Origin of the sequence: Mycobacterium botniense (assembly GCF_010723305.1) — a bacterium.
Taxonomy (GTDB): Bacteria; Actinomycetota; Actinomycetes; order Mycobacteriales; family Mycobacteriaceae; genus Mycobacterium; species Mycobacterium botniense.
In genome coordinates this window covers 1105007-1117171 of record NZ_BLKW01000002.1, presented here as the reverse complement: position 1 = coordinate 1117171, position 12165 = coordinate 1105007, and the positions used below count along the sequence as shown (strand labels likewise).

The 12165-nt window shown below is 64.0% G+C and carries 12 protein-coding genes; 11 read left to right on the top strand and 1 reads right to left on the bottom strand.

What is annotated here, in order from left to right; genetic code table 11:
* Positions 1 to 24 precede the first annotated feature (24 nt).
* Together G6N08_RS05280 and G6N08_RS05275 are read left to right on the top strand one after the other, a co-directional pair.
* Positions 25 to 342 carry an ESX-1 secretion-associated protein gene (locus tag G6N08_RS05280; protein ID WP_163755002.1) on the top strand — a complete coding sequence of 106 codons (318 nt, stop codon included), beginning with the start codon at positions 25 to 27 and terminating at the stop codon, positions 340 to 342.
* Positions 339 to 656, top strand: coding sequence for a DUF2694 family protein (locus G6N08_RS05275; protein WP_163755000.1), 318 nt, complete (start codon positions 339 to 341; stop codon positions 654 to 656). The genes G6N08_RS05280 and G6N08_RS05275 overlap by 4 nt, the downstream gene beginning before the upstream one ends.
* On the opposite strand, the gene G6N08_RS20130 is transcribed toward G6N08_RS05275, so the two are convergent.
* Entirely contained in the window at positions 653 to 796 is a 144-nt protein-coding gene (locus G6N08_RS20130; protein WP_170301264.1) for a hypothetical protein, read from the bottom strand. The two genes, G6N08_RS05275 and G6N08_RS20130, sit on opposite strands and share 4 nt — an antisense overlap.
* A 179-nt stretch (positions 797 to 975) precedes the next feature.
* Here G6N08_RS20130 and G6N08_RS21270 point away from each other — a divergent pair, with 179 nt between their 5' ends.
* The 9 genes from G6N08_RS21270 (at position 976) to G6N08_RS05230 (ending at position 12161) form a co-directional block, all read left to right on the top strand.
* Entirely contained in the window at positions 976 to 2709 is a 1734-nt protein-coding gene (locus G6N08_RS21270) for a DUF5631 domain-containing protein (RefSeq protein WP_170301263.1), read from the top strand.
* 117 nt (positions 2710 to 2826) lie between these two features.
* Positions 2827 to 3150: a DUF2710 family protein gene (locus tag G6N08_RS05265; protein ID WP_174813254.1), complete on the top strand. Its 324-nt coding sequence runs from the start codon at positions 2827 to 2829 to the stop codon at positions 3148 to 3150.
* A 95-nt stretch (positions 3151 to 3245) separates the two neighbouring features.
* The gene (locus tag G6N08_RS05260; RefSeq protein ID WP_246216614.1) at positions 3246 to 4100 is read left to right on the top strand and encodes a transglycosylase SLT domain-containing protein; all 855 of its coding nucleotides are present in this window, start codon (positions 3246 to 3248) and stop codon (positions 4098 to 4100) included.
* Positions 4101 to 4102: 2 nt separating this feature from the next.
* Positions 4103 to 5596, top strand: a complete 1494-nt coding sequence (gene eccB / locus G6N08_RS05255) for a type VII secretion protein EccB (RefSeq protein WP_163754994.1) — start codon at positions 4103 to 4105, stop codon at positions 5594 to 5596.
* A gap of 2 nt (positions 5597 to 5598) precedes the next feature.
* Entirely contained in the window at positions 5599 to 9684 is a 4086-nt protein-coding gene (gene eccCa, locus G6N08_RS05250; protein WP_163754992.1) for a type VII secretion protein EccCa, read from the top strand.
* Positions 9685 to 9799: 115 nt separating this feature from the next.
* Positions 9800 to 10114, top strand: coding sequence for a PE family protein (locus G6N08_RS05245; RefSeq protein ID WP_163754990.1), 315 nt, complete (start codon positions 9800 to 9802; stop codon positions 10112 to 10114).
* A gap of 10 nt (positions 10115 to 10124) precedes the next feature.
* Complete coding sequence (locus G6N08_RS05240) at positions 10125 to 11336, top strand: PPE domain-containing protein (RefSeq protein ID WP_163754987.1); 1212 nt, start codon at positions 10125 to 10127, stop codon at positions 11334 to 11336.
* A gap of 155 nt (positions 11337 to 11491) precedes the next feature.
* Positions 11492 to 11815: a hypothetical protein gene (locus G6N08_RS05235; RefSeq protein ID WP_163754986.1), complete on the top strand. Its 324-nt coding sequence runs from the start codon at positions 11492 to 11494 to the stop codon at positions 11813 to 11815.
* A 52-nt stretch (positions 11816 to 11867) separates the two neighbouring features.
* Positions 11868 to 12161: a hypothetical protein gene (locus G6N08_RS05230; RefSeq protein ID WP_163754984.1), complete on the top strand. Its 294-nt coding sequence runs from the start codon at positions 11868 to 11870 to the stop codon at positions 12159 to 12161.
* The last annotated feature ends 4 nt before the right edge of the window (positions 12162 to 12165 follow it).

Sequence of the window (12165 nt, the reverse complement as noted above, 5' to 3'; positions counted from 1 at the left end):
GCATGGCAAAAGGAGAAATACACGATGGCAGATCACATCCACGTGGTGCCTGCGAATCTGCGCGAGGCCGCCGGCCATCATGAGGAGGCGTCTGATTATTTGCGGAGCATCCCCGCGGCGCACGCGGCTATTCAAGAGAGCCTGGACTCGCTGGGTCCGATTTTCAGCGGGCTGCGGGAAGCCGGCCGTGAACTGCTCGAGCAACGGCGGCAGTGCTATGAACGGCAAGCCGAGGCCCATGCCGAGATGGCGCACAACCTGCGGGTTGCAGCAGATGCCTGGGAACACCATGACGAGCAGGCCGCGGCGAAGATGACACATCTGCGCACCGACCATCGATGACAGAAGCCAACCCGGCCTTCGACACCGTTCACCCGAGTGGGCACATCCTGGTGCGTTCGTGTCGGGGCGGGTATGTCCACAGCGTCGCGCTGAGTGAAGCGGCGATGGACACCGATGCGCAGACTCTGGCCGAGGGCATCGTATTGACTGCGGACGTCTCGTATCTCAAGGCGCTCATGGAGGTGCGTGGCGAAATCGTGGCCGCCGGGCATACCCCGTCCGCGGAGGTACCCACTCCCCATGATCTCGATGTGGCGATCGAAAAACTCCTGGCGCACCGGTTGCGTCGCCGGCAGGGCAAAAAGCCGTCTTAGCGCACCCAGATTCTGACGGTGCCGGGCTCGGGCAGGATATCGGTTGGCGGTTCTACCGGGTTAGCGCCGAACAACTCGCGCGCGCGTTGCAGCAGAGCCCGCACTTCGTCGAGGTGCTGTTGCAGCGCCGTTGCGGTCATGAGCTCACCCTATCCGGACCTCCTCATCTCGACAATTCACCGGTAATGCGGTCGCCCACACCCGGGTGGATAACGCCTCGATCCGTCGCCGCGATGACGACCCACCAACGTCGGAGAGCGGTTTGCCGAGCGGCGATTACCCGGAATAGCTAAGTCGGAGATGACGGTACGCTTGGCCAGTGGCGATGTTCGGTCGGATAACGGCGCGTCAGCGCCTCCGGAAAGCTGCCCGGGAATCGCTCAAGATCCCGGCCTTCAGCTCTCCAGTCGACTGCACCCCCTGGGTGCTCGGCGGGCTTTGGCCTGCTGAGTTGTCAACCGTCACCGCTGAGACGGCAGCGCTCGCGGACTATCTCAAAGCAGACCTGCAGCGGATCGCTGAGTCCGCCAACAAAGAATTACGGACCATTCGGTTATCGAGGATGGCCGATCCGGCCCGCCAGGCGGCAGAGGCTCGGGTGATCAACCGGGCCCGTACCTTTGCTGCTCGGCGCGTCGAATCGGCGATCCGCCATCTGCGGGCAAGTCCTCAGGAATTGCCTCAGGAATTGCCCGGACAAACTCCAGTCTCTTCTGGGGACGGCGTCGCCGCCCCCGATTTCAGCAACGCGCACCGCCTCCCGGCAGCCGGCCCGGACCGGCCGAGGGTCGCTCCGCAGCAGCGCACGACCCCGGTGGCCGAACCGCAAGCTCTCCAGCAAAGCACCGGAAATAAACGAGGAGCACACGGCAGCGCCGACACCCTCACCGCTCAGCCGGCGCAGCCGCCCGCCGGTGAGCCGACAACCGCTCAGCATCGGCAGCCCGCTGTCGACGAGACCGCCGCGTCGGAACCCCCCACGGAAGAGGTGCCGGTCACGCGGCTGGAACCTCGGTTCGACATGGTTTCCAGGCCGCAGCCTGGGGAACCCGCCGTCGCCGAGCCGCGCGTCGCGATACCGCCGCCGACCGGACATGGCGGGGCCGCCGTTGCCGACGCCGCAGCGGCCGATCGCCTGGAGATCCGCGCCCCGGAAGCCACGACCGAGGAACTGCCGACCGCAGGGTACTGGCGGTTGCCCGGGGGTGAGACTCCCACCAGCGAATCAGCAGCCGGGCAGGCAGGGCCAGCCAGCACTCAAACTCCGGAAGTCCGCTACGCCAAGCCCGCCCCCCACCGAGTTCCCGGTCCGTGGGATGAGGCGTCCTCAGCCGCAGACGTACCGGTTACCTGGCACAGCGACACATATGCCGGCGACAGTCTGAACCACCGCCAACCCCGGGCCGAACCGGAATCCCGCCGCGAACGGTTGCAGCGACTGCTGGAGTTCGTCGCCCGCCAAGAACCGGGATTGCGCTGGGCTGTCGGCGACCGCGAGGACGGCACAACGATACTGGTTACCGATCTGGCTTACGGCTGGATCCCGCCCGGCATCGCGCTACCCGCGGATGTCTGCCTACTCGAACCGGGGCGCCACCGCGGCAACGCCGGTGTGTTGCTGGGCCACGCCGAGATCTCGGCGACCTATGCCCCCGGCGACTCGTTGGGCCGCCCGCCCGAGTTCGAGGTGACAGAATCGTCCCTGAAACCCCGCGAATTGCCACCCGTCAACGATCTGGGCTGGTTGCTCAGCGAAGCCACGCACTGGCGCGACGGGCTGCCGCGGATCGTGCACACCCTGGCCAAAGCCGGTGCTGCCGGCACCGGCGTGGTCGATGTTGAACTCGACGTCCTGCGGGTCCACCTCGAAATCGTGCGCTACCAACTGCTCGCCCAATACCCCGATGTCGACGCTGCGCTGCTCCTCAACTGCCTGCTGCTGGCCGCCACCGAAGGTATCGCGACCGGTGACCGGGTATCGGCGAACTACCACTTCGCGTGGTTCCAAGCGCTCAGTGCGCCGCCGGCCAGTAAGTGGCCTGCCGACTCGTAACACCGGCTGTCGTTGCGGTGGGTTTCACGGTGCCGAAAACGCGCGAGAACGTCGTGCCGGTGAGGGTGTTTTGGGCTCGGCGGATGAATTGACGCTGGTCGGAGGGGTCGACATACTGTGACAGTGCCGGGATCGGGTAGTCGCGCCAAAGTCAGCGACAAGGATCTCGTCGACTCGGTTTTGCGTGACCTGAGCGAGGCAGCCGATAAATGGGAAGCCCTCATCACGCAGGCCGAGACCGTCACCTACAGCGCCGATCTGGGTGATATTCATGCCGTTGTGAATTCCGATGGCCGGCTGGTGAAGTTGCAGCTGCACCCGGATGTCATGGTCGGCTACAACCACGTGGAGCTGGCCAACCGGCTCAACCTGGCGATCACGGCGCTGCGTGAAGAGGCCGAAGCCGAAAACCAGGCACGTTACGGCGGAGACCTGCACTGATGTCCGACCCGTTGACGGACGCGCTTGTGCTGCTCGCTCGTGGCCACCATCTGTACAGGGGCGGGTACCGGGGTGGCTGTCGCGAAGCCGATCTGGTGCAGGCACCGGCACTGCGACGCCGCGCGGAGCGGTTCACTCATCTGGCCACCCGAGACGGTATGAGCGTCGCGGCGTCAGCGACCCTGCGCACGGTAGCCGAGCTGCGCCGAGCAGCTGCGGCCGACGACGAGCTCGGGGCGGTGCTGGCCGCTGCGCGCGCTAGCCACCGGTTGGGACACCACGGCACCCGAGCGATTCTGGACGACGCCTACGCTGATGCGATGCCGGCGGCCGACACGCCACCGGGCCGCCGAGAAGCGCTGCGGCGCATGACGGCTCGTCTGCGCACGCAGAGCCGGCACATTCGACGCTCACGGCGGTTTTCGCATCTGCTCGCGCTGCGGTTAAGGCGAATTGCCTATTCGCATCGGCGATCCGCTGCGCAGTCACCGGACTCATCGACACCGGGCGCCATCCCGTTGACTGCTGTGCGCTACCACAAGGGTTTCACCGCCGTCCGCATCAGGGATCGCGTGGTGGCGGCCCTCAATCAGCTCGGTATCACCGATCCAGCAGCGCAGCGCAACTGGCTGCACGGCTACTGCACGCTGATCGCCAGGGAATCCGGCGGCCACCCCGCTGCAGTGAGCGCCGTGCCGGCGACCGCACCCGGCCCGCTGCGGCCCGACGGTCATGGCCTGGGCTATCCTCGCGGCCTCACCCAGATGCTCCCGGCTACCTTCGCGCAGTACCACCAACCGGGCACCTCGACCAATATCTACGATCCGGTCGCGAATATCTGTGCGTCGATGAATTATGTGATGCACCGCTACGGTGTGAGCCGCAATGGTGAAAACCTCATCGCCCTGGTGCAGCAGGCAGATGCACGTCGACCGCCGAAAGGATACTGACAGTGCCGCTGAACCTGTCCAACCGCGACCAGAATTCGGGGCACCTGTTCTACAACCGGCGCCTGCGGGCCGCGATCACCCGGTTCTCCGTGCGGATGAAACACGACGACCGCAAACAGCAAGCGGCGGTGGCGCTGTCGGTGGTTTTCGTGCTGATTGGTGTGGGCTGGATGGCTTTGCTGCACATCTGGAAGCCGTCCGGTCTGGTGGGCCAGTCGGCAATCGTCGGAAACCGCGACACCGGCGCAATCTACGCGAAGATCAACGGGCGGCTGTACCCGGCACTCAACCTGACCTCGGCGCGGCTGGCGGTGGGTAATCCCGCCGGACCCACCTGGGTGAAAGCTAGCGAAATCGCCAGATACCCCACCGGGCCGATGATCGGTATCCCCGGCGTGCCAGACAGTCTTACCGTCACGCCCAACAGCACGTCGGCATGGTCGGTGTGCGATACCGCGTCCACGCGAGGTAGCGGTGGTGCGCCGGTGGTGACTTCGATCGCCGGCGAATTGTCGTCGTCGGGGCGGGCGACTCCGCTCGGGCCACGGCAGGCGATCCTCGCGACCCACAAGGGCATGACCTATGTGATCTGGGGAGGGCAACGCTCCCGGATCGATCCCACCGACCGGTCGGTCACCTTCAACCTTGGCCTCGATCCCGGGGTGACTTACCCCATCGAGATTTCCAACGCGCTCTATGACGCCATGCCGTCGACCGAACCCCTTGTGGTGCCGGCAATCCCGGAAGTGGGAACACCGTCACGGTGGCTACCCGGCGCGACGGTCGGCAGCGTACTGGAAACCCGCGATGCCACCGGCGCGGTCACCGGCTTCTACGCGCTGCTATCCGACGGCGTTCAAAAGATCACCAGCTTTGTGGCCGATCTGTTGCGCACTGCGAATCCGGCGGGCTCGGCCATCCCCATATTGGTCACTCCGGACAAGCTTATCCACATCCCGACAGTCGACATGCTGAACGTGGACTATTATCCCTCGGGAAAGCTGAATTTCGTTGACACATCAGCTAACCCAGTAACGTGTGTAGCCTGGCAGAAGCAGACCAGCGACCCGCAGGCCACCATCACCCTCCTGAGCGGCCGGGGTTTGCCGGTCCCGATCACGATGGATTCCCGGTTGGTGCGCCTGGTTCGCGACGATCGCGGACCCGACTCCGTGGAAGCCGACCAGGTACTGCTGCTGCCGGGCGCGGCGAACTTCGTCGCAACCACAAGCGGTGTGGCGACCTCTGAGAGCCGGGAAAGCCTGTACTGGATTTCGCCGCAAGGCGTTCGGTACGGAATCCAATCGGATAATCGGACCCTGCAGGCACTCGGACTGGACCCGCGCAGCGCCGTGCAGGCACCCTGGCCCATCGTGCGCACCTTCGCAGCAGGGCCAGCAATCAGCCGCGACAGCGCCCTGGTGGCCCGGGACACCATCACCGGCCACGGCGCGGTGGCCCCCATCCCGGAAGCCAACCAACAGGCGGGGGGTTAGGCATGTCCAAACGCGGATTCGTCCGGGGCGCGCGCACCCAGCCGCCGGCCGTTCCCCCGGTGCGGGTGGCGGTCGCGCCGCCGCTGGCACTGCCTGAGCGGGAGCCGCGCAACATCCTGATGATGATCGCGGTCCCGGCGCTGCTGGTGGGGATCATCGGCACCCTGGTCGTGATGTACACCTCGGGTGTCCGATCACTACAGTCGGGGTTTTTTCCGATGGTGGGTCTGTTCGGGTTCGGGGCGCTGATGTTCAGCGGCCGGTTCGGCCGGGGCCGACGCATAAGTTGGGGTGAGCAAGAAAAACAGCGCCGAATCTACTTGCGCCAGTTGGACGAGGATCGCGATGAAATTCAGCGTGCTGCGCAAGAACAGCGGCGGAGCCAGCTTTTCGTCCACGCCGATCCGCAGAAGCTGGACACCGTCATCGGCGGTCCGCGGATGTGGGAGCGCCGGCCCGGCGATCCGGATTTTCTGGATGTGCGATTAGGGATTGGTGTCCAGCAGGCCAGCGAATCCGCGGTGTCGCTGCAATGGCCGGAGGTTCCGATTGGTGAGGAACTGGAGCCGGTAACCGGCGGTGCGTTAAGGGATTTCATCCTTGAGCAAAGCAAGATTCGTGGTATCGGAAAGGTTTTGAGTCTGCGGTCAAAACCTGGGTTCAGCGTCATCGGGCAGGACCCCGCAGAGCTCCACAGCCTCTTTCGTGCGGTTTTGTGCTCGCTGGCCGTCTATCACAGCCCCAACGACTTGAAGCTGATGGTCGTGACGCGTCACCCCGAGCAGTGGTCCTGGCTGGTGTGGTTACCGCACAACCAGCACGATGAGATGTTCGACGCGTGCGGGCTGCGCCGGTTAGTGTTCACCTCCCCGATGGAACTCGAAGAAGCCCTGGATGCGGAGTTGCACCGCAAGGGCCGTGGTCCGTGGACACCGCCGGCCGGTACCAGCCCGACGTCGATGCCTTCGCCGATGGAGTCATCGGGTCTTTCGCTGGGCTCGCACTGGGTAATCGTCGACGACAACACCGGCACCCCGGAGCAATGGGAGGGGGTTACCGGGCAGAAGGGCATGGCCGGCATCACGGTGCTGCGGCTGGCGACACGTCCCGGCGTGGGTGTCGGGTTCGCCGAGGATGACCAGCGGTTTGAGCTCCGGGAAGGTCGGCTCTATCACCGCGACGCGTTCTATGCGGCGGCCGACATGCTCGCCGAAAGCACCGCCCACCGGTATGCGCGGGCGCTGGCGCGCTGGTCGCCGATGAGTGCGGGAGAGCTATCCGAAACCGACAGCCAGGGCGGTGAATTGTTCCGCGCGCTGGGGATCAGCGATCCACGCCAGCTCGACGTCGACCGATTGTGGGCCGAAAGCCGAGGCCGCGGGGACCCGAAATGGGCAGTAGTGCCTGTCGGAATCAAGCCGAGCGGCGAGCTACAGTACATCATCTTCCGGGCAAAAGACTTCGGCGGCTACGGTTTTCACTCCATGGTGATCGGGACGTCTGGCTCAGGCAAGTCGGAGCTGTTCCTGTCGTTGTGCAACGGGATCGCGCTGACCCACTCGCCGGAAACGTTCATCGTCATCTTTGTTGACATGAAGTTCGAATCTGCCGCCCAAGACCTCGAAGGCTTGCCGCATGTCGCGGGGTCGCTGTCGAATCTGGGAAAGGACGACCGGCATCTTGCGGAGCGAATGCGCAAGGCGATCAACGGCGAAATCGCAAGACGTTACCGGCTTTTCAAAGAAGCTGGCGCGCGCGACGCTAACGAGTACGAGGAGATGCGGTTAGCGGGCCGCGATTTGGAACCGGTCCCCATCCTTCTGGTCATCATCGACGAGTACCTGGAGCTGTTCCATCATCATCCGGAGTGGGTCCAGCTGGTCATCCACATCGGACAGGAAGGCCGCGGCTGCAACGTGTTTTTCACACTGGGCGGCCAGCGTTTGGATCTTACGTCGTTGAGTAAAGTCAAGAGCAACATCGCATTCCGGATTGCGCTGCGCGCGGAGACCGCCGAAGACTCACGTGATGTCATCGGCAGCGACGCTGCGCTGCACTTGCCGGCTCGGGAAGCCGGGTACGCGCTACTCAAAGTCGGTCCGCGTGATCTCGAGCCCTTCCGGTGCTTTTACCTGTCAGCGCCGTTCGTGCTGCCGAAGAAGTCCAAGAAAGTCGACCGGACAGTCGATTTGAGCTTCTCGCAGCCGCGTCCGCTGACGTGGGAGTACCAACCGTTAAGCCCCGAAGACACCGCGGCGCTGGCTGATGCCGAGGAACCCGAGGAGCCCGACGAATTCCTCTATCACGCTGACGGTTTTAAGAAGAAGAAGATCCTGGACGTGATCCGTGAGTCGTTGATCGCGCACCCAGCTCGGTTACCGCACCAAATCTGGCTTCCACCATTGGAAGTCAGCGAACCCGTCGACGCATTGGTAGCGCGCTGGCGGGGCAAACCCTGGCATATCGACTATGGGCAAAACCCCGGGCTGATCTTCCCGGTCGGGATCATCGACATTCCCGAGGAGCATGCGCAACGCGTGCACGTCATTGACGCCGAGATGGACAACATCATGGTGGTTGCCACCGCCCAACGCGGCAAGTCCACCACGCTGATGACGTTGATAACCTCGGCTGGGCTGATGTATCGGCCGGAGCGGGTGACGTTCTTCTGCATCGGGGCGTCGCTTTTTCCGGTGGAGGACCTGCCGCACGTGGCGGGGGTGGTCAGCCTCAACGACACCGAAGGGGTGTCGCGGACCATTGCGACGATCGAGGGACTGATCCGGGCCCGCGAGGCCTCGTTCAAGCACTATCAGATCGATATCACCGAATTTCGCGAACGACGGTTTGGAGCGGCCGGGGGCGGTGGAACCGATCCCGACGACAAGTTCGGTGACGTTTTCCTGGTCATCGATAACTACGGGGAGCTCTACGAGAAGGATTTCGCGATGGGTGATCGCGCGATCGCCATCGCCCGCCAGGGCCTGTCGTACGGTGTACATGTCATGACCAGCGCCAACGGCTGGTTCGTGGGGCAGAAGCAGGGCATGGTCACCGTGTCCAACGCGCGTATCCAGCTGCGGCTGAGTAACCCCGACGAGACCCAGATGGGCACGTCGCCCGAGCAGCGCAAGGCCGCTCGCAACACGCTGGATCGACCGGGATTCGGGCTGACTCGCGACGGTTACGAGTTGCTGGTGGGCCTTCCGGAGATCACCGGGACCAAAGGCGAGCGAGTCGGCACCCGCCGTCTGGGGTCTGTCATCGGTGAGGTGACCGGTGTGGGCAAGGTGGAGCGCCTGTCCCGGTTGCCTGAACGGGTGATGTTGAGCCGGATCATCGAGGCGTTCGATCGCACCGCTGGGGCGGACGACCCGTTGAATATCCCGTTCGCACTCGGTGAAAGCGCTCTGCAGCCGGTGGCCCTGCCCACGCGGCTGGTGCCCAACATACTGGTGATGGGTCGCCAGCTGTGCGGAAAGACCACGACATTGGCAGCTTTCGGGCAGGCGATCGTGAGCCGCCTCACCCCGGAACAGGCGCAGATCACCATCATCGACCCGAAGACCACGCTGATCGGCCGGGTCCGGGGCCCGCACGTGCGGGCTTACGCCTATACGGCGGAGGACATCGACGCAGTGATCGGAGAGCTTGCCGCGCTGTTGCGGGACCGCTTGCCGCCGTCGGGCCTGACCCAGGAAGAGCTGCTGAACCGCAAACCATGGGCCGGCCCGCATCACTTCGTCCTGATCGACGATGAGCACGAGCTTCGTCCGCACAATCAGATGGTCAAGCCGGCAGCCACCGCTCCGTTGTGGGGTTTGATCGAACGCAGCCGTGAGGTCGGTCTGCATGTGGTGGCCGCACGTTTGCCCGGGAACTGGGGCTCGCAGGTGATGATGAATCCGCTCCTGCAAAAGCTGACCGGATCCCGCTCACCGACGTTGTTCATGGACAACGATCCGGCACAGGTCAAGGTCTACGGCAGAATCAGCGCCCAACAGCTGCCGCCCGGGCGTGGGCTGCTGGTCACGACTGACGGAGAAATCGAGGGAGTGCTCGTGGGCTCACCGGAGCAGCTGGATTAGCTGAATTGCCGATCGGCGCGGGCTGCGGCAGAATTTCTGCCCATGACCTGTGGGGGACGCCGTAGACTCAGACGACTCCGCGGGTAAGGTCCGCTGAACAGCGTGAGGAGTTGACATGACCGCTTTCCTGAACGTGCTCCCGGAGGCTGTGAACCTGTCGGCGATCACGGAGGCGGTGATCAGCGGCGAGGTGGCGGCCAACAACGCGGCGGGAGCCGCGGCGCTCACAGGGACAACGCCCATGGTGCCCACCTCGGATGATGCAGCGTTTTCCGCGGCGCTTAACGGGGCGGGCACGGCCTACCTCGGCTCGGTGGCTGAACATGTCGGTCAGCGAGCCGCTTATGCGGGGGCGCAAGGGATTTCGTCGATTGCCTACGTGCTCAACGAACTGCTCAGTGCCGCGAGCCTGTCATCGACGGTTGTTTAACTGAGTCGTTATGCCCGACCCACTGTGGTTCGGTCCACCGGAAAGCGTGGCTGCGCTCCTGGAGGGCAGTAACCCCTCGACGATCATCGCCAATATCGCGGCGTGGCTGAGCGAGGCGATCTCGCACGAATTATCGATGGGCGCGTCGATGGCCAACATCGCGGCAACCATGGAGTCATGGATCGGCCTCGGCGGTGCCGCATCGGCCTTGAAAGGCAGCGAACTCAATTTTCTCGGACTGGAGCCTTTGGCGGCCCACTGTTTAAAGCACGTCGCGATCGGGCAAGCTGCGGTGGAGGCCAACACCGTCGCCCGATCGACCGTGATCCCCTCGGCGGTGTGTCAGGCGAATCGCGACGAGTTTGTCGCAGACAACAACATCAACCCGTGGGTTCTTGGTGCGCTTACTCCACGGATTTGCGAACTGCAAGGTGAATACAGCGAATACTGGAGCCAGAATACGGGCGCTGGGGTCGCCTATGCGAGCGTCCTGAACACGTTAATGGCCGCAGTAACCAGTACACCTCCGCCGATCACACCGCTGGGGGCATCGCCGGGCATTGCGGCAGCGCCCGCCGAAAGCGTTGCGGAATCCGCAGCGAACACTGCAGGGGGGTTGCAATCGGGACCGACAGCGGCGGTGCAGATGGCCAGTCAAACAGCATCGCCCATGGACGCGATCGGGCAGCTCGCACAGCCCTTCCAGCAAATGATTTCAAGCGTGCCGGAATTAGCGAAATCGGCAGGCGATGCGCCCAGCCAGCTGGTCGAAAGTGCATCGCAGAGCCTGTCGAGCCCGGCGCAAACGTTGATGGGTATGTTTCCCTCGTTGCTGTCGCAGTCGGGTGCTTCCGCTGCGGCCGAACCGGTTGCCGCGGTGGCTGAACCAGTCGCGGCTGGCGGTGGAGGCGCCGCCGGCCTGGCGGGGGCGGGCGGCAGTGCGGGTGGTGTCGGTGTCGGCTACCCGGGAGCCGGATTGACCAGTTTCACGCGCCCGGCAAGCACGTTCGAGCCGGAACTCGGTGGGCGACCGGCCGGTCTCAGGCCGGGAGGGTTGCTCAACGCGGCGGAGATACGCACCCCGGCCACCACCCCGATGGGAGGGGCGGCGCTGCCGGTATCACCCGCCGCCGGGATGCTGGGGCGCGACAACGCCGATGCAGAGAAGGATAAGGTGACGCATGCCCGCATCGTCGTCGGCGAACAACCGCAGAACAGCTGATGCCGCAACCTCTTCCGTGGCAACCGTCCCGACAGCCAGGAGGTGATGCCTGAGGGTGGTTAGTAAAGGTGAAGTGACAACACCCGAGAAGAGCCTAGACTCACGTTCACTCCCGGCGTTCGGGACGTCGGAGATTTCACGATAAGGAGACGCGAATGGCCGATGTAGCAAGTATTCCGTTAGAGCAGTTACAGCTGGCTAAGCAAAAAATCCAATCGCTTATGGATCATACCCATGCAATCATTATGCAAGCGCAGAGCGCGAACGACGATCTGATCCAAGGCCAATCATTAGCGGGGGCAGCCGGGGTCGCCTCAGCGGCTAAAGCGGCAGAGATCACCCAGGCCGGAGAACAGCTGAAAAACAGCATTATGCATCTCGCTGAAAATCTGGGAATTGCATCGTTGCAGTGGGAAAGCCAAGCGACGGACGCGGCCCAACTTATCGCCGGGACCGACGTCGGCGGTCAGCTCACCTAGCCCGGGACAGGCGGCCCGAACAACCCGTATTGCACAGAAGGAGAAAGACGTCATGGATCAGCCCATCATCTACAGGTATGGGAATATCGCCGACTACCAATCCCACCTGGGCACCGCGTCGGCGCTGCTCAGCGACTGCCAGTCGGATTTGGCGGCTCTCAATTCAGCACTGATGGAGAGCCACCACGGTGACCACGCGGCGGCCTGGCAAGGGCTGCTGCAGCAGGTCAACGCGTCGTTCCAGCACTTTGCTGAGGTCGTCTTGACATTCGGCAGAACGCATGCTCAGGTATCCGAGGCCGCAGCACACCAAGATGCTTCTTTGGCCAGCGGGCTGAGCATCTAAGCGT